Raw genomic sequence first — 23,524 nt, forward strand, 5'->3', positions numbered from 1 at the left:
ATTTTAATCTACAAAGATAACTTCTAGTAGTCTATTTTTTCTTTTCTTACAGAAATATTGATTATTTTACATCATAAAACATTATCTCTACTCTCATATTTTCACTCATCAGTTTTGTATCTGTAGTGAGAGGTTGAGTATCTCCATACCCATAGGTTTTGATTCTATCAACATTAATACCTGCTTTAGATAGGTAATTTTTCACTTCATTAGCTCTTTTTTCAGATAGCTCTTGGTTTTTCTGAGCATCGCCAATAGGTGCAGTATGTCCTTGTATTAATACAAATAGATCTTTATTTTTCTTCATATAATCAACTATTTCATTTAACTCATCTTCATATTGAGGTAAAATATTAGATTTAGTTATATCAAACTGTATCTTTAATTGAATTTGTTTTCCTTTTATATCTTCTGTACTTTCTCTTTTCAAAAGAGTGGATAGACTTTCTACCTTTTTTATCTTTTTCACTTCCACTTTTTCAGTTTGTTTTGAATCAATAACTGTTTCAGTTTCTTTGTTATTTTCTCTTTTACACTCTGTGTTATTTCGTAAAAAATAAATTCCTCCTACATCTGTTGCAAGCCATATTCTATCATAGTTACACTTTTTCTCAATAGCTAATGATAGTGCATTTTTACCTACAAATCCCTCCCTTTCTCTGTATTCAGTCCAAGATTTATCTCCAAAAACATCAAACTTTGCCACTCTATCAGAAGCAACCCATAATTTATTTTCACTGTCAAATGCCATTAAATTAGGTACTTGGTATTCGAAAAACTTGGGTGTTGGATAAGGCGTCCAATCTTTTCCATTTTTGGTTGATTTTAATATTCCTTTGTTGTTTGTATCAAGTCCTAAAACCCATAATTGATTCTGATAGATAATCATTTTACTTACATTTGAAAAATTAGAAACCTGTACAAAACTATGTTTTTTATTAGTAGTCAATATGTCCTCAGTAGAATAAAATCCTTCAGTAGTGGCTACCCATAATTTCCCTTCAAACAATATTATATCATTTATATCTTCTGGACTATTCTTTTTCTGTAATTTTACTTTAATGAAATCTTGATCTACCTTTTTCCACAATCCATCTCCCTTACTCGCTACCCAAAAAGTTCTTGAATCTTTTGGAAATACTAAATTACTTACCTTCACATCTTTTAGAAAACGAAAATTAAACTCTTGTATATTTTTTTCTGCAAAAGGACGATATTTAGATTTATCTTCCTTCTTCCCCAAAGTAATGATGTCATTTCTATGAGTTATAAACCATACCTTATCATCGGGAGCTTCTACAACGAGATATGTTGCTATTCGTGGATTACAATACCCAATCCAATTTATATGCATATTAGCCATATATATACCACCTTCTGTGGCTAACCACCTACTATTATCTTCATCTATAATAGCAGAATGAACATATGAGCTATTTAATGAGGCATACTTTGAAAAACGTTGAGCAACAAGCAAATGAGATTGTATAGAGAACAAGCTAATTAAAACTAAGAGAGTTAAATTTATTTTTTTTGGCATTTTTTTATTTATTGCGATATTTTTCATAAAAAATTGGATTAGTCCACAAAGATAACTTCTACTCTTCTATTTTCCTTCATTTGTTCTGGGTTTGTAGAAATTGGGCGAGTTCCACCATAGCCTACTGTTCGAATTCGGTTCTGACTTATTCCTTTTGCAATCAAATAATTTCTTACTTCAACAGCTCTTTGTTCGGATAACTCTTGATTCTTCTGAGCATTTCCGATAGGTGCAGTATGTCCTTCTATCAAAATTCTTATTTCTGTATTTTTGTTCATAAAGGTAACAAGCTCATTTAGTTCATCTTCATATTCAGGCAAAATATCAGCTTTTGCTGTTTTGAACTGAACTTTCAATCTTAGTTTTTTTCCTTTTATAGCTTCTGTTTCTTCTGTATTCAATAATTCAGATAGATTTTTATCTTCTTTCAATTCTTCTAAATCAGCAATGGTTTCGATTTCTTGTTCTAAGTCGTCCTCTTTTTTTGTCAGCTTTTCAGGATAATTTACTCTTACAAAAAGTCCTCTTCCTTCTGTTCCAACCCAAACATTATCATTTTTATCGACGGCTAAAGAAAGTGCAGATTTGCTTTGAAAGCCTTTTTTTTCGCCAAATTCTGTCCATTTTTTATTATTTCCTGTTGCAAAAATCTCAAATTTTGCTACTCTATCAGCAGCAACCCACAAATTACCTTTGCTATCAAATTCCATTATATTCGGAACTTGGTATTCAAAAGATTCTGAAAGTGAATAGCTTGTCCATTTTCTGCCGTCTGTTGTGGGTTTGAGTGTTCCTTTATCTTTTTTATCGTATCCCAAAACCCATAACTGATTTTTATAAACTATCATTTTACTTCCTTTTGTAAAATCAGATACAGATTTGAATTTGTGTTTTTTATCATTTGCAGAAACATTTTTTGAATAATAAAGTCCTGTTTCGGTAGCAGCCCAAATCATTCCATTAAAAAATAAAATATCATTTATATTTTCTTCCTCATTTCGTTTTTCTATTTGAATTTTTGTAGTATTCGTACCTGTTTTTTTCCACAGACCATTTCCTCTACTTGCTACCCAAACTGTTTTAGAATCATTTGAGAAAGCTAGATTACTAACTATTTTACCTTTGAGAAAATCAAAATTTTGCTTTTCTTGTTGCTTCGTTTTTATATCTAATACTGTAATTTCATTAGAGTAGGTAACAAACCAAACTTTATCATTGGGAGCTTTTTTGATAAGCAAAATAGAAGTTTTTGGTAAAAATTCATTTGCATTTACGAGAGCTTCTTCGGTTACTTCTTCAATTTGATAGACTCCGTTTTCTGTTCCTATCCATTTATGATTATCTTCGCCTACAAAAATAGAATGAACAGGCAGTTTGTCGTCAGAATGGTCAGAAACCAAATCAACTGGCAGGAACACTTGTGAGTAAAGACAGTTAGATTGCAAATAAGATTCTATAAAAAAGAAACTAATCAAAAACAGAACTCGTATATTTATTTTTTTTATCATTTTATTTTTTAAATTAATAACTTAGATTAAACTACTATCAACAAATAAAGTTTTATCAAAAACAGACTAGGCAGTTTGTCGTACAAGTAAACAAAAAACTATCCGAATGAAAAAACATATTCCTAACTTTTTAACGTGCTGCAACTTATTTTTTGGTTGCATCGGTATTATTTTTAGCTTCAAAAACTCACTTGATATTGCTGCTTATTGTATCGGAATTGCTGCTATTTTTGATTTTTTAGATGGTTTTGTAGCAAGAATGTTGAAAGTCAGTTCGCCCATCGGAAAAGAATTAGATTCTCTAGCTGATTGTGTAACTTTTGGTGTTTTGCCTGCTTTTATTTTGTATCAACTCATGATTTCGGCAAGTTTAGAAAAGGTATCTCAAGATTTAGTAGAAGGACAAATTCCTACTGCAATGGATTCTTATTTACCTTATATTGCGCTCCTGATTGCTATTTTTTCGGCTTTGCGTTTAGCTAAATTTAATGTTGATACTCGTCAGTCAGATTCGTTTATTGGTGTTCCTACACCTGCAAATGCTATTTTGATTGGTTCGATTCCTCTTATTTTACTGCAAAATCCAACGTATTCTGCCATTATTTTAAATCCTATTTTATTAGTTGTTTTGGCTATTGTGATGAGTTTGCTTTTGGTGGCAGAACTTCCACTTTTTGCATTAAAGTTTAAATCTTTTGCCTTCAAAGGAAATGAAATTCGTTATATTTTCCTTCTTTCAAGTGTTCTTTTATTGATTTTCTTGCAGTATTTGGGAATTCCTTTAATAATTTTACTTTATGTTGTGCTTTCTGTGATTAATAATATAATTTCTGTAAAAGTAACTGATGAAGATAAATTGATTGAGAAAAAATAATTAAAAATAGGGTGGTGTTGTAAAAAGTATGATAAGTTATTTGGTTGTTGATGTCGCTTTTCTATTCTAAAATGCTTAAAAAAAATCATACTTTGTGTAATACCACCTTCAAGAAATGTGTAGTAAAAAAAACTGATTTATTTCTTAACTAAGAAGTTGACAAATGTTATATAAGTTGGTCAGAAGGGATAGCCTAACAAAACACTTTTCACTTCTTCTAGAACCTGATAGAAGAAAATATGAAGATATACTATTATCAGTCCAATACTAAAGAAGAACCCTCATTTATTATTATTTCTTAATCCGAACAAACACAAAAACAAGTGCAAAAATAACACCTGCCACACTTGTCATCGAACCTGCAATGGAAGTATTCAGAAAAGCAGCCGTATAATAGCCCAAAATAGCCACAATTATTCCAATAAAACAGGATAGAAAAAGCATTTTTTTGAAATTGGTAGTCAATAAATAAGCTGTTGCAGGAGGAACAACCAAAAATGAAAGCACCAAAACAGCTCCCACAGACTCAAAAGCTGCAACGGTAGCCAAAGAAACCAAACTCATTAGTGAATAATGCCAAACCCAAACATTGATACCGATAGCAGAAGCAAAAGCTGGGTCAAAGGTTGTGAGGAGCATTTCTTTATAGAAAACAGTTACAAAAAACAGGATAATTAGAAGTACCGACCCAATCCACCAAGCAGCCTTTGCACCCAAATTCAGTATTGCACCATCGCCTAAATCTATACGCCAAACGTGTAGAGGGACATACGCAATTTCACCAAAAAGCACACATTCGGCATCTAAATCAACTTTACTGGCAAAAACTGAAATAAGAATTACCCCCAAAGCAAAAAGTGATGTAAAGGAAACGCCAATGGAAGCATCTGTTTGGAGTTTTCCTTGTTTGTGCAAAAACTCAATCAAAAGTGTTGTAAAGACACCCAAAATAGCAGCACCAATAAGCATAAAAATAGAATCGAAACGCTGAACAACCAAAAAAGCAATTACAATCCCTGGTAAAACAGCATGAGAAATGGCATCGCCTACCATTGCCATTTTGCGTAAAACCAAAAAACATCCTAAAATAGCACAACTAATGGCAACCAAAATGCCAACTAATATTATTTGAAAATCATTCATTTAAAAATCTTACTAAAACTAAAATAAGTAAATTTGTATTATACTTTTCTCTCTCTAAAGAGCGAGCTACATAATGAACAGTAATTATATAAAGATAATTCTAACCCAAAAAGTTAGACAAATCTAAAACAAATTCAAAATAAAGTCTTTATTACTTTATAATCAATACTTAAACTAATTATAAAATGAACTTATTACGTGTCGTCAGAATGACTTTTGAAGAAAAACATATTCAAGATTTTATTGATAATTTTGAAGAAAACAAAACAAAAATCCGTCATTTTGAGGGGTGTAAACATTTAGAATTATGGCAAGATGCTCATAATCCATGTATTTTTCTTACATACAGCCATTGGGAAAGTGAAGAGAAACTAAATAATTATAGAAAATCAGAGCTATTTGGAAAAGTTTGGAAGACTACAAAACAATGGTTTTCTGATAAACCTGTTGCTTTTTCTTCTTTTCAGAAGGTTTTAGTGGAATAAAATACAAAATACTGGAAGTCGTTGGTGACACACCAACAACACCAAGAGAGAATAAAAATACATAAAAAAAGGAACAGCATTTAAAATGCTATTCCTTTTTAGGAAATTAATAAACTACTATTTTTAACTCATTAGAATTAAAAAGTTACATTCGTAATTGTTCCTTATGCAATATTGAGTTTACGATTAGTAAGTATTTTGAGTTCTTTTTGGATTTCCTCATTTTTCAAATCATTTTCTAAAATAGAGCGATATGATTGTAAATTTTTGAGTAACTCTTCAAAATGTTGAAGAAAATCCTGTATTGGTTCTGAAATATTACTTTTCATCAAGACACCTAATGAATTATAGGTAGTTTCTACTGCTTTTTCTACTTCTTGTGTCTTATAAAATTGTTTTTGTGCATACTCTAAGTCAGCATGTTGCCAAGCCCAATTTTTTAATTTTTCAACAGAATTATTTATCTCTGATAGGTTTTTTATGTTCTTTTTGATAAGTGAAAGATTGCTTTCATTTGGGTTAGCAAAAAACTCAAACACAACTCCTACAAGTGAAGAAATATCAGTAGTAGTTATGGATAAAACAGGTTGTGTAGAGCTAAACATATTTAAGGAATTAATAGATAAGTTATTGAATAGAATAGAAAGAATATTTATCTAACAATTTGATTATTAGAGTTTTGACTGTTTAAAAGTAATTGGAATATTTAGTAGTTGTTGTGAAATCTTGTGTCTATATACGGACATAGTGAACAAATAGTTGTCAGTATTTCTGATTTTATTAAGATTCTCAACTCTTTCTTACTTTAGTAACAGATTGTTCATTTTATAGCCTATTTTACCCTCTTTAATTCGGATCTATTTTTTCCAACTCAACTTGTACTACTACTCTAATCTTTTTGGGTAGCTTACTAACAACGAGTTCATAAGAATGACGAATCCAATGTTTGAGCTGTTTTTCTGTAAGTAAAGTTTCGAATTCTGTATTTATTCCTCCAAAATAAATTGTATTCCAATGTTTCTTATTCATGTGATAACCAGCTTTAATACAGTCATATTTTTCTCGTAATTCTATAGCTTTTTCAGGGTCACACTTTACATTAAAACCATCAGGTTTATTGAGACTGATGAGTGCAAACATTTTTCCTTCTACCTTAAAAACTAGAGTATCTTCTCCAAATGGCAAACTTTCTGTCACAGCAGGAAAGGAAAGACAAAAATCTCTAAATGATTCTATATCCATAACATATTGATTTTTGGTGAATTAATTTTATTTTTTTTAGAATTTATAAAAATAGCTACTTTTTTTTTATAAAAAATAAAACAAAACTTGCAAAATAATAGTATTTATACTAAATTTGATAGTATAACTATTGTTTTTAGTTGCAAAGCTAACTAAACAATTTTTTATAGTTTATTGTAGATTTTCAATTATTACAATATAACTATTTTTAAGATACTTAAGATAGACAATTAAGCAGAAAGAGGAAGCAAAAAGCTGTTCCCAATTGGGAACAGCCTTTTTTGTTTAAAATTTTAAACAGTTCTTAAAATTGAGTTCTAAAGATTTTCTATAAGTTTCTTGTTCTTCCCCCATCAACAGGCAAGTTAATTCCATTTACATAACTTGCTTTATCTGATGCTAAAAATAAAATAGCATTTGCAATCTCTTCAGCTTCAGCAAAACGATAAGCTGGGATAGTTGATTTTAATTGATGAATGGCTTCGTCTTCTGAAATATTGGCTGTTTTAGATTTATTCTTAACAATTGCATCTAATCTTGAAGTAGAAGTCATGCCTGGAAGAACATTATTTACTGTAATTCCATATTGAGCTAATTCAAAAGAAAGAGTTTTTGCCCAATTTGCGACGGCTGCACGTATTGTATTAGAAACCCCTAAGTTATCAATCGGTTGTTTTACACTTGTAGAAATAACATTGATAATTCTTCCAAACTCTTCTTTTTTCATAAATGGAAAAAGAGCTTGCACTAATATTTGATTACAAATAAGATGTTGTTCAAAAGCATCTCTGAAAGACTGTAAAGAGGCTTCATGTGCTTTGTTTGGAGGAGGACCTCCTGTATTATTGACTAAAATATGTGCGCCTTCAAAAGTTCCTGCTTTATGAGCATCACTCAAAACATCTTGTAACGTTTTGGGAGAAGAAAAATCAGCTACTAAATAACCATGTTTTTGATTTTTTGGTATTGAAAGTTCTATAATAACTTCCTTTAATTTTTCTTCATTTCTTGCCAAAAGAATTACTGTTGCACCACTTTGTGCAAAGAGTTGAGCTGTTGCAAGTCCAATTCCTTGAGTACTTCCTGCCACTAAAGCTATTTTTCCTGTTAAATCTAAGAGCATGTGTTTGTGTATATTTTAATTATTTCTTAATTCGTTTTGTCTATTTCAAACCCAAATACTAAGATGTCGTCAATTTGTCGGTTTGTATAACCCATCCAATTTTTGAGTGTAAGCCTTAAAAACTCTTGTTGTTCTAAAAAAGGTTGTTTTGAGGCTTCTAAGAGTGTTTCTCTAAATCTTTTTGTAGTATACTTTTTATCTTTTGCTCCTCCAAACTGATCTTGAAAGCCATCTGTAAATAAATAAAAACTTATTTTCTGTGTAAAATCTAATGTATGGTTAGTAAATGATTTTTTATTGAATTGATTTTTGATAAGATTTCCTCCAATAGATTGTCTGTCTGCCTTTATAGTTTTTAGTTCACCATTTTCTATATAAATAAGAGGATTTCTTGCTCCTGCATATTCCATGACTTGAGTTTCCAAATCATAGACACAAAAAGCTGCATCCATTCCATCACGTATTCTAGTATCTGTTTGGCGAAGAACTTTTGTAATTCCTTCATCTAATCTATCTAAAATATGAGATGCCTTTGTAACTGATTTTGATTCTACTATTTCATTGAGTAAATCATTTCCAATCAAAGACATAAAAGCCCCTGGAACGCCATGACCTGTACAATCAATAGCTCCAATAATTACCTTTTTATTAACTTGTTTGAAATAATAAAAATCTCCTGAAACAATATCTCTAGGCTCAAAAAACACAAAAGAATTGGGAAAAACAGTTGTAATTTCTTCTAAACTAGGAAGCATTGCATCTTGTATTCGTTTTGCATAAGTTATACTAGCTGTAATGTCTTGATTTTTTTTCTCAATGACTATATTTTGCTCATGTAATCGTTCAAGATTTACTGAAAGCTCTTCATTGACTACATTTAATTCTTCTGTGCGTTCGACAACTCGGTCTTCTAATCGTTTATTTTGTGTCTCTACAAATACTCTGTGTTCTTCAGATGTTTTTAACATTTTTGCTTGTAACTCTGCCTGATTTTTTTTGTAGAAATCTATTTTGGCAGCCAATGCTACAGAAAGAACAACCACTTCTATTGCAGAACCAATCAAAAGACCACTAGAAGTAAAATCGTTATAATCAATTATTCCTGCTCCTGCTAATATAAAAATAAATAATCCTATTAGATAAGATGACCAAGCTACAATCATATATTGGGCAGGTTTATATCCTTTATAATAGATAAAAATAGCAACCAGAAGACCATTTAGACACGAAAATCCAAGAGCAGCTTGATTCATAGAAGAACCCAATGCTTTATAACCAAAAAGAACAACAAAAATTATGAAAATAAAACAGACTATCAACCCTTGTATTATGCGATGAAATACTATAGCATTACGTTTTGTATGAAGAAAATCTATAAAAAATAAATTCGCAAAAATGCTTGATACAGAATAAATAATAGGGTCATAATCATTTACCCAAGGATGATTTCCCCATAAAAACTCAAAACTGTGTCCTCTCAACTGAGCAATACCTAAGCCTAGAGTAAGTAGGTAGATAATATAATATAAATATCCTTTTTCTTTTAGTGTAAAGTAGAGAAAGAGATTATAAAGAAACATAACCAAAATAAAACCATAATACATTCCTTCAGCTAAATCTACTTTGTGGTCTCTCTCAAAATAATATTCCCAAGGCGCAACATGGATAGGAGCTTGAAAATAATGACTCTCTATACTTACAAATAGGGTTTGTAATTCTTCTTTTTCTAGTTGAAGGGGAATTAGGAAACGGTCAGTTTGGAGGATTCTTTCTTTGAAAGGCTTGTTATATCCCAGTTCTATTTTTTTATATGCTTGGTCAGCTTGTGGGATAAAAATATTTATTTTGGCTCTTCCACTTCCTATTTCAAAATACCATTTTTCTAAATCTGTTTTATTTTTTAGAGGTATTTTGAGCCAAATTTTTTGATTTTTTCCATTAAGATTAATAAATTTATTTATTTCTTGCTCAAAATATACATTTTGTATAGTTTCTATATTTTCTTTTTTATCTGGATTTTCTTTAAAAATTCCGATTCTGTTGGCTATTGAGTAGAATTTTGTTTCATTATCTAAGTCTACAGTAGAAATTTCCTGAGAAAAAGCAGAGTTAAAGAAACATATAAAAAAAGATATTAGTATAAATACTAAAATAGAATTATTTGTTTTTTTATTTAAAACAAATTTTATATTGTATTTAGAATAAATATTTTTCAATTATATGATATTATAAGTAGTAGTAAGAGTGGGTTTGTAAGCAGCTAATTTACTAAAAAAAATGTACAAAAGCACTTTAGCTTATAGCTTCAATTTTATTATTTTCCTAGTTTAAATCCAAATACTAAAATATCATCAATCTGTCGGTTGGTATAACCCATCCAGTTTTTGAGTGTGTTTTTTAAAAATTCTTGTTGTTGTGAGAAAGGTAGTTTTGATACTTCTACTAAAACATTTCTAAACCTCTTAGTAGTAAACTTTTTATCCTCTTTTCCTCCAAACTGGTCTTGGAAGCCATCTGTAAATAAATAGAAACTAGTCGTCTCATGTGTATTTAAAATATGATTGGTAAAATATTTTTTATTGAACTGATTTTTGATAAGATTTCCACCAATAGATTGTCTGTCTGCTTTTATGATTTTTACTTCTTCATTTTCAATATAAATAAGAGGGTTTCTTGCTCCTGCATATTCCATAACCTGAGTTTCTATGTCATAAACACAAAAAGCTGCATCCATTCCATCCCGTACTTGAGTATCTGTCTGACGCAATACTTTTGTGATTCCTTCGTCTAATTTGTCCAAAATATGAGAGGCTTGAGTAACAGATTTATTCTCTACAATTTCATTTAATAAATCATTTCCAATTAAAGACATAAAAGCCCCTGGAACGCCATGACCTGTACAATCTATTGCACCTACAATTACTTTCTGATTGATTTGTTTGAAATAATAAAAGTCTCCAGAAACAATATCTCTAGGCTCAAAAAACACAAAAAAGTTAGGAAAAATACTTGCTATTTCTTCCAAACTTGGTAGCATTGCATCTTGTATGCGCTTTGCATAATTGATACTAGCCGTAATATCTTGGTTCTTTTTCTCAATAACAACATTCTGTTCGTGCAAACGTTCAAGGTTTACTGAAAGCTCTTCATTGACTACATTCAACTCTTCTGTGCGCTCAACTACTCGTTCTTCTAATCGTTTGTTTTGTGTTTCGACAAACTCTCGGTGCTCTTCCGAGGTTTTTAACATTTTGGCTTGTAGTTCTTCTCTACCTTTTTTATAAAATTCTATTCTTGCAGCTAAAGCAACCGAAAGCAGTATCATTTCTACTGCTGAGCCTAGTAAGATGCCACTAGAAGTGAATGTATTGTAGGGAATAATATCTACTCCTGCCAAAACAAAAACAAGAATACCTAATAAATATCCAGACCAAGCCACTATAATATATTTTGCAGGTTTATATCCAGTATAATAGACATAGATAGCAGCAGCTAATGAATTTAGAGTAGATATTGCTCCAACAACTTGATTGATATAAGAAGCAATATTTTTGAAACCTAAAATACTTGCTACACCAGCTAATGCAAATGCATAAATAGTAATATGTAAAGTGATGTGAAAAAAGCGTGAGTTCTTTTGAGTATGAAGAAAATCTATCAAAAATAAACTGGCACAAATTCCCCCAAAAACATAAAAAAGTGGAGCGTAATTATTTATAAGAGGAAAACTAAACCATAAAAACTCAAAACCATGACCTCTAATTTGAGCCATTGCAAGACCAAAGAAAAGCAGATAACCTACATAATAAAGGTAACCTCGTTCTCTCAAAGTAAAAAAGACAAATAGATTGTACAAAAACATCACTATCACAAAGCCATAATAAACTCCCTCTGCTATATCTGCTTTATGATCTCTTTCAAAGTAATATTTTAAAGGAGCAATACGAACAGGAGCTTGAAAATAATTACTTTCTCCACGTACAAAAATAGTCATGGACTGATTTTGTAGTAAAAATAAAGGCAGTAAAAATCTATCTGTTTGTATCAAACGTTCTGAGAAGGGTATTTTTTCTGCAAGTAATATCTTCCGATAGGTTTTTATAGAGTTATTTGTTTCAGGAATATAAAATTCTAAATCTCCATGTCCACTACCTATTTCTAAATACCATTCTTTAAGAAGAGTTTTGTTTTGAATAGGAATTTTCAACCAAAAGCCATTTTTATCATTATTGACAGTAATTATTTCCTTTCCTTCAACTATAAAATCAATTTCTTGTATAGACTCAATAGTTTTTTCTTGTTGATTTTCCTCTCTAAAAACGCCTATTTTATCTGTAATTATATAAGATTGAGTAGAATCTGCTAAAAAAGTAGTAGAGACCGATTGAGCAAAAGCAGGGTTGGAAAAGCACAACAAAATAATCATTACTATGAAGTTAGTAATATATTTTTTTGTGAAATAAAAAATACTTGTATAATAAAATTGTTGCAAGATAATGGTAGTAGAAAGTAGCTAATATATAAGTAGTGTAAAAGGTAATTTACTAAAAATAATTGTATAAATTAAATCAAAAATTCATACTCATATCCAAAAATAATTAATTCATTTGTGAAGGTTTAAAACCAAATATTAGTATGTCATCAATTTGTTGAGTTTTATTTCCCATCCAATCTGTAAGTGTATTTTTTAAAAAATATTTTTGTTCTGAGAAAGGTAGTCTAGAACATTCTAATAAAGTATTTCTGAACCTCTTTGTTGTAAATTTCTTATCGTTTTCTCCTCCAAATTGGTCTTGAAAACCATCTGTAAAGAGATAAAAACTTATGTTTGGATTTTGTTTCAAATCTATAGTATGTGTTGTAAATGGCTTTTTGTTGAATTGATTCTTAATAAGACTTCCTCCAATTGACTGTCTGTCTGCCTTTATTATGTTTACCTCTCCATTTTCCACATAAATAAGAGGATTTTTTGCTCCAGAATATTCCAAAATCTGTGTGTCTAAATCATATACACAGATGGCTGCATCCATTCCATCTCTAACCTGTGTATCTGTTTGACGCAATGCTTTTATAACACCTTGATTCAATTTATCTAAAACATGGGATGCTTTAGTAACTGATTTATTCTCTACAATTTCATTTAATAAATCATTTCCAATCAAAGACATAAATGCCCCCGGAACGCCATGTCCTGTACAATCAACAGCTCCAATAATTATTTTTTGATTAACTTGTTTGAAATAATAAAAATCTCCAGAAACAATATCTTTAGGTTTAAAAAACACAAAGGAGTTAGAAAAAACACTTTTAATTTCTTCCAAACTTGGTAACATAGCATCTTGTATGCGCTTGGCATAGGTTATACTTGAAGTAATATCTTGATTTTTTTTCTCAATGACTAAGTTTTGCTCGTGTAGTCGCTCAAGATTTACAGAAAGTTCTTCATTAACGACATTCAATTCTTCTGTACGTTCTACTACTCGTTCTTCTAATTTTTTGTTTTGATTCTCTACAAGTTCTCTATGTCTTTCTGATGCCTCTAAAACTTCTTCTTGCAGTTTTTCTTGCCCTTTTTTATAAAAATCTATCTTAGCAGCTAAAGCTACAGAAAGCAATATCATTTCTATTGCCGAACCGAATAAAATGCCATTAGAAGTAACATCATTATAAGGAATTATCTCTGCTCCTGCTAAAACAAATAAAAGTGTTCCTATTAAATAAAATGTCCATCCTACAATAATATATTTGGCTGGTTTATACCCTTTATAATAAATAAAAATAGCAGCAGCCAAAGCATTTATGGTAGATAAACCTGCAACAATTTGGTTGATAAGTGATGCAAGAGGTTTAAAGCCTAATAAACTTACTAGTAAACCTAACAAAAAAGTAGCTAAGACAATATGTAGTGTGATATGAAAAAAGCGTGAATTCTTCTTTGTATTTAGAAAGTCTATCAAGAATAAACTTGCAAATGTTCCTGATAAAGAATGAATAACAGGAGCATAGTGATTTAGAAAAGGAAAATCAAATAGAAAAAACTCAAACAAATGTCCTCTTAGTTGCGACATCGCCAAACCAAGAAACAATAAATAACTTAAATAATATAAATATCCTTTTTCTTTAATTGTAAAGAAAATAAATAAATTATATAATACCATTACAATCACAAAACCATAGTAAATCCCCTCAGCTAAATCCACTTTATGATCCCTTTCAAGATAAAATTCAATAGGAGCAATGCGAAAAGGAGCTTGAAAATAATCACTTTCTATGCGTAAATAGATTGTTTTTTTCTGATTTTTAGGTAATTCAAGAGGAATTAAAAATACATTGGTTTGAATAAATCGCTTTTCAAATGGCAGTGAAAAACCTAAAGAAGTTTTTTTGAAGGAATTGGTAGTATTATTTTCTATTGGAATAAATACATCGATGTCAGCTAGTCCGTTTCCAATTTCTAAATACCATTTTTTGAGTTCAGAATTGTTTTGTAAAGGTATTTTGACCCACATAATGTGAGCTCCTTTATTTAGAGTTACAATATCTTTTCCCACTATTTTAAACTCTTTAGCTTGAATAGTTTCTATTGTTTCTTTTTTATTTGAATTTTCTACTACTTCTTCGTACAAACCAAGTTTATGTGTAATGACATATTCTTTATCAGCATCCTTTAATACAACAGAAGGAATAAGCTGAGCAAAAACTGAATTTGATAGAAATAAAAAAGCAACCACTACTATAAAAACAGTAGTATTCGTTTTTTTAAGAGCAGAGTCTTGGATATTTTTATAAACAGCTTGCTTCAAAACAGTAGTAATGGGTTTGTTAAGTAGCTAAAATACTAAAAATAACTGTACCAACAATAATTGTAATTACTTTTTCGACAAGTTTAAAATTACTTATTATGAATTCTGTTTAGTAAAAAGTTATTTTTTTGTCTAAAACAAGATAGAAGTCACATAAGATAAAAATGTTGTTTATTATTTCCAAATACCTTGTATCCTATCTAATTTGAAACAACGTAAAAAAAAATTAATCTACTTGTAACAGAAAAATAATAGTTTCACTTTTTAAAGCATAATTAGAGCTTTTTATCAAAAAAAATCCTTTTTTTTAAATTATAATTTACTGATTTACAGAACTTTGGATTATTGTGCAACTTTTTAAAATTGATTATTTGGCAATAAAACATCGTTTTTATATTGTATTTTTGATATATTTCCAAATATTCTTTTTTTTATTAAAAAAAATACAAAACAAAACAGTCATTTTGTTCAAAATGAGAGGGTTAGCTGCGTACATACAAGATTTTGTAGTGTCAAAAATACCTCGTACATTTGAATTGTGCTTATTTTTTACCAATTAAACTTTTTAATATACTATGGCAAACGTAATGGATTCTACGAAGGAAATGTTAGATTTTTGGGCAACTACTCAAAACAAAATCGTGGAAAACTGGGTAGGTTCTACTCGTCAGCTCCAAGAAGCAGCTAAAGAAGGCAAAGTAATGGAGCAAGCTACGGACATGTATAAAAATTGGTACGACAACCAAAAAAGCATCATCTCTGAAGCAGTAGAAAAAGGCAAAACAATTTCTTCTGAAACTATGCCAGAACAAGTAACTCAACTTATGGAACAACAATCATCACTTTCTAAAAAGTGGATGGATACAATGAGTGAAATGGCTGACCGTCAGTTGAAAATGGCTCAAATGACTAATGAAGGTGGCAAAAATGTATTAAATATGCAAGAAAATGCTACCAAAATGCAAGAAATGATGACTAGCTCTTACAAAACTTGGTTAGATTCTACTACCGAGATGATGAATGAGAGCAAAAAAATGATGACTTCTAATCCTGCTTTCAAAGCAATGCAACCAATGCAAGAAGCTTTTGAAAACATGACTAAAGGAGCAAAAACCTATTTCGATGCCTACGAAATGTGGAAACCATTTGTGCAAATGACCAATAACAAAAATTTTGATGTACAAGAATACTTCAAAATGATGAACATGGACAAATTGCAAGAAATGGCAAAAGGAATGTTTGCTCAAAATCCTTCACAGTTTGGCTTTGCCAACTTCGGACAAATGAGTGAGCAGATGAACAAAATGGTTGAGCAATATCGTACTACGATGATTAATAACCCAATGTTCGCTCCTTATACTGAAATGATCGAAAAATTCTCTTCTATGATGCCAAAAATGGACATGAATAACTTTGACATGTCTAAAATGATGGGTATGATGAACATGGAAAACATGAACATCTCAAACCCTCAGTTTGGTAAAGAAATATATGAGCGTATGGAAAAATTATATGCTCCGTTTTATAAATTAATGCCTCCAAGCAAAGAAAAAGAGTCAATCAAACTTTTCTCTCAAATGCAAACTATTTTATTTGATTACCAAACAAAAATGGCTGATATGAATGCTATTATTGGTAAAACAGTAAAAAGTAGCTCTGAAGAGTTTATGACTAAAATGTTTGAGGCAGCAAAAGACGGAAACGTAAATACATACAATGAGTTCTATATGAACTGGCTCAATCACTTAGAAGGAAATATGATTGATATTTTCAAAGGTGACGAATTTTCTAAATTACAAGGCGAAGTTTTGGCTCTTCAATTAGATTTGAAAACAAGCTTTAATAAAGGAATGGAACAAGTTCTTTCTCCTTATCCTGTAGTTTTGAATTCTGAAATTGATGAACTTGCTAAACAAGTACACGCATTGAAAGCTCGCATTCGTGAGCTAGAAAACAATGCAAATTCTTCTGTTTCGTCAGAAGCAAAAGATAAAGCGTACCAAGCAAGTGAAGCTCCTGTAAGCAAATCAGAAACTTTAGTTCCTACTGAAGAATCTAAGCCTGCTACAAAAACTACAACTCGTAAGAAAACTACAAAATAGTTTTTGAGTTGAAGAGTTAAAATCATTTTGGTACTACCATTGGTATAAACCAAAATTGAATCAAAACCATTCTGAAGTTGAGTAGTTATTCAGAATGTAAGTATAGTTTTTTTAGTAAAACTGTATTCTAGTGAAATCTAACATTTCCTTCGATAAAAACCCTGACTTCATAGTGAAGTTGGGGTTTTTGATGAAAAAAAGCGTATTTTGTAGCGTACACTTTAGTGTGCGAAGCGTACCATAACTTTTAAGGTTCGGAAAATACGTATGACAAAAATGCTCACACTCTAAAGAGTGTGCTACAATAAATACAAAATACACACAAACTAAATTTTATTATGGCAAATCAAAACCAAGAAAATACACCTACTAATGTATTTGAAAGTTTTACAAAAGAAATTACTGAGCAAACTGAAAAGCTCGTAAAAGGCTATCAAATGCTCAATGATGTAGAAGAAATTGATGTCGCAACAGCTCAAAAAGAACTTGTTTGGAGTGAAGATAAAGTAAAATTATACCGTTATTCTTCTTCTAAACGTAGTCTCAAAACGCCTTTATTGATTGCTTATGCACTCGTAAATCGTTTTGATATGATGGATTTGCAATCTGATCGTAGTTTTATCAGAAATTTACTAGATAATGGCATTGATATTTATTTGATTGACTGGGGCTATCCTTCTCGTGTAGATAGATATTTGACGATGGAAGATTATATCAATGGTTACCTTAATTCTTGTGTAAATTTTGTTAGAAATGAACATGGAATTGACAAAATAAATTTGCTTGGTGTTTGTCAGGGTGGAACATTTTCTACTATTTATACGGCTCTTAATCAAGACAAAATCAAAAATTTGATTACCCTTGTTGCTCCTTTTGATTTCAATACAGATGATGGTCTTTTATTCAAGTGGTCAAGAGATTTAGATGTAGATAAAGTAGTAGATGGAAATGATGGTCTTGTACCAGGGGAATTTCTGAATATGGGTTTTGATATGTTGAAACCACTTAGCAAATTCAAAAAAATGGCTACCATTACTAATATGATGGAAGACAAAGGTAAAATGATGAACTTCTTGCGTATGGAACAATGGGTAGGCGATAGTCCTTCTCAAGCAGGTGAATGTTACCGTAAGTTTATCAAAGACTTATATCAAGAAAATAAACTCATAAAAGGAGAATTTACGTTAGGAAAGAAAACAGTAAATTTAAGCGATATAAAAAATCCAATTCTGACTATTTATGCTTCAGAAGACCATTTAGTTCCACCTTCGGCAACTAAACCTTTGAATGATAATGTAGGTTCGAAAGACAAAACATTATACGAATTCCCAGGTGGACACATCGGAGTTTTTGTAGGTGGACGTTCTCAAAAAGAACTTGCTCCTAAGGTTGCAGAATGGTTGAAAGAGCGTGATTAATTTGTGATTTTTATGTCGTCGGTGGGACACCGACAACGGATAGTTTTCAACTGTCAACGAGGCTTTGCCGTCGTTGAGGTATTTTTATAAAAAGCATTTATTCTAGTTTTTGGAATAAATGCTTTTTTTGTTTTTCTATTTGTAGTTTTCAAAATACTGTTCTGCTTCATCTTGCTTTAATTTTTGGCTTTTGACCTTTATTTCTTTTCCATTTTTGATTATAAACTCTTCTAAAATTTCGCCTCCCTCTTGATGATTATATGTTTTTCCTAAATGCTTTATTTCTACCAAACTATCACTTTGCCACTTACTTATCGTCTTATTATGTGGACAACACATTCCACCATCTAAAAATGAAACGATAGTTTTATTTTCAGAATTTATGCCTAATGTATCAGTAGAAAAAATCATATCAGAATTTTTGAAATTTCTATTTGCAAATAGATAATATTCTGCAATACTCCTACTAACCATGTGCCAAGGACGTTTTATGATTATATCTAATTTGTTATCAAAATCTACATCTCTACATTCTATTCTGCTATCATACCACGCATAAAGAGTTGAATTTTTGTTTGTAAAAGTTTCTGCAAGCTCAAAAACTTCATTTTTTTCAGCATATAAAAATGACTTACATTCAAAATCATCTCCACCTATATCACAATATTTATTCTCTACAAAAACAAATGCAGGAAAATCATTTGCAGCTATTCCATACATAACTTGACTGAACTCATTACTTATAGTTGTGTCTTTATCAAACTTGTTTTTCTGAACAATATCCAATAAAGAATCTCTATAAATTTGAAAAAATGAATCTAGTTGTACAGAAGTATAAGCATTAAAATTAGGCAGTTTATTTTCTACTACTTTTATTTTTTGATTTTCAATAACTTGATTTTCAGAAATAGGCTTTGGATTACAAGAAAAAAGGCAAAGAATTAATGATAAAATGTAGATTTTCATAATTGAAAGATAAAAATAGAATATAAACTTTTTCCTTGATTAATCATCTGTGATTAAATATTGATAGTGAAAGTTACAACAGCTCCACCACCGTTTCCAAGCCCATTCCCCTAGAACCTTTTAATAGAATGATACTTTCTGTAACAGGGTTTTTCTCTAAATACTCAGCTAATTCTTTCTTATCTGCAAAACTCAAAATCAGACTAGAAACAATATTTCCAGCAGTTTTGGCTGTTGAAAAGTCTTTTCCACAAACGATTATTTTATCAATTTTGAGTTGTAAGGCAAAACCTAAAATTTCCTTGTGCTTGATAAATGATTCTTTTCCTATTTCAAACATATCTGCCAAAATAGCGACTTTCTTCTTTCCATTTCTTGGCATTGCTTCTAAGTGCAGTAAAGCAGCCTTCATACTATCAGGGTTTGCATTATAGGCATCAAGCAGCAAAGTATTTTTCGTTTCTTTTCGCTCTTCGACTTGTGAACGGTTATTTTTTGGTAGATAATCTGAAATTCCTTTATTCATTTGAGAATAAGAAAGACCGAAAAATTTGCCAAAAGCTAAGGCAGCCAAAATATTTGGAAAATTGTATGCACCTGTAAGTTGAGTCTGAACTTTATTATTGTCCTCATCTTTATAAATAATGATAGGTACAGATTCAGAGAGTGTAGCCGAATAATAATTTTCTATATTCTCTGTTCCATATTTCATTACTTTTCCATCTTCAAAACGTTTTTCCATGTTCATCAAAACAGAATCATTACTGTTTATAAAAACAGTTCCATTATTTTTTATTAGTGATTGATATAATTCTGTTTTTCCTCTCAAAACTCCTTCATAGCTACCAAAACCCTGTAAATGAGCATTTCCAATATTGGTAATCATTCCATAATTAGGTTCTGTAATGCTGCAAAGCTCTTCAATATCGCCTACCTTATTTGCTCCCATTTCTACAATGGCAATTTCTGTATTTGTTGGCATTCTAAGAATAGTAAGAGGCACACCAATATGATTATTCAGATTTCCTTCAGTAGAATATGTTTTGAATTTTTGAGAAAGAACAGAACGTAAAAGCTCCTTTGTAGTTGTTTTTCCATTACTTCCTGTTATTCCGATAAAAGGAATAGTAAACTGTTTTCTGTGGAAATTAGCTAGTTTTTGAAGTGATTCTAATACATTTTCTACCAATAGATATTTGTTCTTATAAGCTAATTTCTTTTGGTCATGTTCATCAAAACTAGGAATAACACTTGAATCATCAATAACAACATGAGAAGCTCCTTTTTCTAAGGCTTGATAGGCAAATTTGTTTCCATCAAAATTATCTCCTTTTAAAGCAAAAAAAAGTTCGTTGTCTTTTACATGGCGAGTATCTGTCGAAACACCAGAAGATTCTAAAAAGATTTCGTATAAGATAGGAAGAGTAGTCATTTGAAAAATAATTAAGAATAAAAATGATAGAAAGAATTCAAGAAGGAATTTAATAATTTGTCAGAACAAAAATACAAAAACAATAGTAGCAACTAAGAGTTATGCCCTCTAATATCAAAGAAAAAAAAATATTTCGATTTTAAATCAAAAAAAAGTAGTTGAAATAGTTGTACCTACAATTATTTTATTTACATTTGTCTTTTCAAAACTTAACCTCACTTTATTATGAAAAGTATTTCTTTATTTGCTAGTGCTATTTTAGTAGCAGGTTCATTATCGTTCCTTTCAAGTTGTAACAATGCTCCTAAAAGCCAAGAGGCTGAAGTAGCTGATACAGTTGCTGTTGTTCCTCAAGACACTCAAACTTCCAAAGAACTTATGGTTGATCCTTCTGCTAGTGCAGTTACTTGGATTGGTTCAAAACCAGGTGGTCAGCACAATGGAACTTTAGGCATTTCTCCAGATTCTAAATTAATGGTAGAAAATGGCATGCTTACAGGTGGTACAATTACTATCAACATGACAGACATTAAAGTATTAGATATTGAAGAAGCTGAAGATAATGGTAAATTGGTAGGACACCTTCAAAGCCCTGATTTTTTTGCTGTTGAAACATATCCAACTTCTACTTTCACTATCACAAATGTTGAGCCTGTTGATGCTTCAACAATTGAAGTAGTAGAAGGAGAACATTCTACTGAGAACCCAACTCACAAAATTACAGGTAACCTTAAAATGATGGATGTAGAAAAAGCAATTAGCTTTTATGCAAATGTAACTATGCCAGCAGAAGGTGAAGTAAAAGCAAGTGCAAAATTTAACCTTGACCGTACAGAATTCAATGTTAGCTTTATGGCAGAAGGTACTGCTAAAGTAAAAGACAAATTTATCAATAATACTGTAAATGTAGGATTTGATATCACTGCTAAAGCAGGTATGTAAAAATCGTTTGTTTAGAGAAATTTTTGAATTCATTATCAGAATGAAATTCGAAAATCAAGTTTAAAGACAAGCCGACAAGACTATTTTAGTTTTGTTGGCTTTTTTTGTGGGTTACTATTTTTTGTAGAGAAATAAAATTAGAAGATAAGCATTTTTAAATTTTTGATAAAAATAAATCTATTAATCACCTTATTTTAAAATTTTAATATCGAAAGAGACTTTTTATTGCTAAAAATCTATTTTTTCAAAAATATTCAAAAAAGGCTTTTTTTCTACAACTAATTTCTCATTTTTACGTTCTTATTCAGCACAATTTTATTTAATTATTAGCAGATAAAATTTAAACTTATTGCTATCAAGGCAGTAAAAGTCTATTAATTAGTAGAATTATTAAATTAATTAATTTTGTTCAAAATTCTTTCAGTCATTCATTGTTTTTATAAACTTTTTATAACACATGATTCATCCCTCTACCGAACTTCGCTTTGTAAGTCCTGAAATTGGCTATGGCGTTTTCGCAAAAGAATTTATTCCTAAAGGAACAATTGTCTATGTAAAAGACAGTTTAGAAATTGAGGTAACTCCAAAAAAATACGCAAAACTAGATGAGTATGCTCGTGGTGTAGTAGATAAATATTCATATCGTGATGAGCGAGGATATAGAATTGTAAGTTGGGATTTTGCAAAATATGTAAATCATTCGTGTAGCCGAAATACAATCAGTACAGGCTACGGATTTGAAATTGCGCTTCGTGATATTGAGCCTGATGAAGAAATTACAGATGAATATGCTATCTTCAATTTAGAACAGAATTTTGAGTGTGGATGTGATTCAAAAGATTGCAGAAAACATATCAGTCCTTCTGATTTTGATGTTTTGTTTGGCAAATGGGACGAAGAAATAAAAGATGCTATGAAGCATTACAAAGATTCAGAACAAGCCTTAGAAAAATATATTGATGAAAATCTATTTCAGAAACTCAAAAATTATTTAGACACAGGGAAAAATTACAAATCCGTTTATTCACTGCGACTAAAAAAAAGTGAGAATAATGGAATTCTACAGCATTCATAGATAAAAAAGTGTGTAGTTTTCTTTTGAAATTATATCTAATCCTTTTCAATATAATTATGGAAAGGATTTTTGTTATTGACCTCACTTTTTTGCCTCTTCTGACTTTTTAGCGTTCTTGAATTTTCCTTATTTCATAAAATTAGTGGCTCTTCCGACTTTTTAGCGAAACATTGTGTGTTCAGTTCCTCAGAACTGAAAAAAACGCTTCCTCAGAAGCGTGATTTAAGTAATATCACGCTTCTGAGGAAGTGTTTCGTTCGTTTTTGAGAACGGTGTAACCCTCAGCGAAGCTAAAACGAACGCACATCCTTTTATAATTTCGCTAAATTGTCAGAAGAGCCAAGTTAGTTTAATTGATTTTTAATAAATCTACACAAATTACATTTAAAACTAAAAAAGTAAAAAGTCTTTCCTAAATTAATTAGAAAAGACTTTTTGAGATTACTCTATGCTTTGCTGAATATTTTTGATAAAATTTTCATCAAAAGACCGTATAGTCAAGAATTCATAAACAGCACTAAAACAATGTTTTAAACCATTCTGAATTAGGATATTCTCTTTTGATTGTTCCATTAACTGATTTACTAAAAGTGTGTCTGGAATAGGTTTAGCAAACTGATAGATAACCAAAGTTCGTGTATTTAATTCAATTATTTCTTTAAGAGTTACTAAATCTACTTGTAAATCCAAACTCATATCTCGAACAGAAATATTCCTTAAATTTTGATTCTCTGAAACTTTTAAATCTGTTTTCCACCAAGAAATAGAAGAATTTGGATTAAAATTACTGATAAAAATATAATTCAAACTTTTATCAACAAGTTTCCAAATATCTTCATTAGAATCAATTTCTATTGTTATTTCCTGCATT

18 protein-coding genes are annotated in these 23,524 nt (G+C 30.4%); 6 read left to right on the plus strand and 12 right to left on the minus strand.

Annotated elements, in window-relative coordinates; all coding sequences use genetic code 11:
- Window positions 1-61: 61 nt before the first annotated feature.
- Complete coding sequence (locus tag V9L05_RS06820; protein ID WP_338814895.1) at window positions 62-1,567, minus strand: OmpA family protein; 1,506 nt, start codon at window positions 1,565-1,567, stop codon at window positions 62-64.
- 11 nt (window positions 1,568-1,578) lie between these two features.
- Window positions 1,579-3,048, minus strand: coding sequence for an OmpA family protein (locus V9L05_RS06825; protein ID WP_338814896.1), 1,470 nt, complete (start codon window positions 3,046-3,048; stop codon window positions 1,579-1,581).
- Window positions 3,049-3,154: 106 nt separating this feature from the next.
- On the opposite strand from V9L05_RS06825, the gene V9L05_RS06830 reads away from it, so the two are divergent.
- Window positions 3,155-3,922: a CDP-alcohol phosphatidyltransferase family protein gene (locus V9L05_RS06830; protein WP_338814897.1), complete on the plus strand. Its 768-nt coding sequence runs from the start codon at window positions 3,155-3,157 to the stop codon at window positions 3,920-3,922.
- 291 nt (window positions 3,923-4,213) lie between these two features.
- Here V9L05_RS06830 and V9L05_RS06835 read toward each other — a convergent pair whose 3' ends face one another.
- Window positions 4,214-5,065, minus strand: a complete 852-nt coding sequence (locus tag V9L05_RS06835) for a metal ABC transporter permease (protein WP_338814898.1) — start codon at window positions 5,063-5,065, stop codon at window positions 4,214-4,216.
- Between the two features lie 185 nt (window positions 5,066-5,250).
- Between V9L05_RS06835 and V9L05_RS06840 the strand changes: the two genes are divergently transcribed.
- Window positions 5,251-5,550 carry an antibiotic biosynthesis monooxygenase family protein gene (locus tag V9L05_RS06840; RefSeq protein ID WP_338814899.1) on the plus strand — a complete coding sequence of 100 codons (300 nt, stop codon included), beginning with the start codon at window positions 5,251-5,253 and terminating at the stop codon, window positions 5,548-5,550.
- Window positions 5,551-5,714: 164 nt separating this feature from the next.
- Here the strand turns inward: V9L05_RS06840 and V9L05_RS06845 are convergent, their stop codons facing one another.
- From V9L05_RS06845 to V9L05_RS06870, 6 genes are all read right to left on the minus strand, one after another.
- The gene (locus V9L05_RS06845) at window positions 5,715-6,155 is read right to left on the minus strand and encodes a hypothetical protein (RefSeq protein ID WP_338814900.1); all 441 of its coding nucleotides are present in this window, start codon (window positions 6,153-6,155) and stop codon (window positions 5,715-5,717) included.
- A 241-nt stretch (window positions 6,156-6,396) separates the two neighbouring features.
- Window positions 6,397-6,792 (minus strand): MmcQ/YjbR family DNA-binding protein, encoded by a 396-nt coding sequence (locus V9L05_RS06850; RefSeq protein WP_338814901.1) that lies wholly within the window; start codon window positions 6,790-6,792, stop codon window positions 6,397-6,399.
- Between the two features lie 328 nt (window positions 6,793-7,120).
- On the minus strand, window positions 7,121-7,915 hold the full coding sequence (locus tag V9L05_RS06855; protein ID WP_338793938.1) for an SDR family oxidoreductase: 795 nt from the start codon (window positions 7,913-7,915) through the stop codon (window positions 7,121-7,123).
- Between the two features lie 26 nt (window positions 7,916-7,941).
- The gene (locus tag V9L05_RS06860) at window positions 7,942-10,131 is read right to left on the minus strand and encodes a 7TM diverse intracellular signaling domain-containing protein (RefSeq protein ID WP_338814902.1); all 2,190 of its coding nucleotides are present in this window, start codon (window positions 10,129-10,131) and stop codon (window positions 7,942-7,944) included.
- Window positions 10,132-10,229: 98 nt separating this feature from the next.
- A complete protein-coding gene (locus V9L05_RS06865) occupies window positions 10,230-12,341 on the minus strand; it encodes a 7TM diverse intracellular signaling domain-containing protein (protein ID WP_338814903.1) in 2,112 nt (703 codons plus the stop codon).
- A gap of 172 nt (window positions 12,342-12,513) precedes the next feature.
- Window positions 12,514-14,718 (minus strand): 7TM diverse intracellular signaling domain-containing protein, encoded by a 2,205-nt coding sequence (locus tag V9L05_RS06870; RefSeq protein WP_338814904.1) that lies wholly within the window; start codon window positions 14,716-14,718, stop codon window positions 12,514-12,516.
- 575 nt (window positions 14,719-15,293) lie between these two features.
- Between V9L05_RS06870 and V9L05_RS06875 the strand changes: the two genes are divergently transcribed.
- Together V9L05_RS06875 and phaC are read left to right on the plus strand one after the other, a co-directional pair.
- The gene (locus V9L05_RS06875) at window positions 15,294-16,820 is read left to right on the plus strand and encodes a poly(R)-hydroxyalkanoic acid synthase subunit PhaE (RefSeq protein ID WP_338814905.1); all 1,527 of its coding nucleotides are present in this window, start codon (window positions 15,294-15,296) and stop codon (window positions 16,818-16,820) included.
- A gap of 338 nt (window positions 16,821-17,158) precedes the next feature.
- Window positions 17,159-18,238 carry a class III poly(R)-hydroxyalkanoic acid synthase subunit PhaC gene (gene phaC / locus V9L05_RS06880; RefSeq protein ID WP_338793933.1) on the plus strand — a complete coding sequence of 360 codons (1,080 nt, stop codon included), beginning with the start codon at window positions 17,159-17,161 and terminating at the stop codon, window positions 18,236-18,238.
- 135 nt (window positions 18,239-18,373) lie between these two features.
- Here phaC and V9L05_RS06885 read toward each other — a convergent pair whose 3' ends face one another.
- On the minus strand, window positions 18,374-19,204 hold the full coding sequence (locus V9L05_RS06885) for a hypothetical protein (RefSeq protein WP_338814906.1): 831 nt from the start codon (window positions 19,202-19,204) through the stop codon (window positions 18,374-18,376).
- Window positions 19,205-19,277: 73 nt separating this feature from the next.
- The gene (gene murF / locus V9L05_RS06890; RefSeq protein WP_338814907.1) at window positions 19,278-20,636 is read right to left on the minus strand and encodes a UDP-N-acetylmuramoyl-tripeptide--D-alanyl-D-alanine ligase; all 1,359 of its coding nucleotides are present in this window, start codon (window positions 20,634-20,636) and stop codon (window positions 19,278-19,280) included.
- A 225-nt stretch (window positions 20,637-20,861) separates the two neighbouring features.
- Between murF and V9L05_RS06895 the strand changes: the two genes are divergently transcribed.
- Complete coding sequence (locus V9L05_RS06895; RefSeq protein ID WP_338814908.1) at window positions 20,862-21,578, plus strand: YceI family protein; 717 nt, start codon at window positions 20,862-20,864, stop codon at window positions 21,576-21,578.
- Window positions 21,579-22,035: 457 nt separating this feature from the next.
- Entirely contained in the window at window positions 22,036-22,653 is a 618-nt protein-coding gene (locus tag V9L05_RS06900; RefSeq protein WP_338793929.1) for an SET domain-containing protein-lysine N-methyltransferase, read from the plus strand.
- A gap of 441 nt (window positions 22,654-23,094) precedes the next feature.
- On the opposite strand, the gene V9L05_RS06905 is transcribed toward V9L05_RS06900, so the two are convergent.
- A complete protein-coding gene (locus V9L05_RS06905; RefSeq protein WP_338793928.1) occupies window positions 23,095-23,523 on the minus strand; it encodes a hypothetical protein in 429 nt (142 codons plus the stop codon).
- Window position 23,524: the final 1 nt, after the last annotated feature.

Source organism: Bernardetia sp. Wsw4-3y2 (assembly GCF_037126295.1).
GTDB lineage: Bacteria > Bacteroidota > Bacteroidia > Cytophagales > Bernardetiaceae > Bernardetia.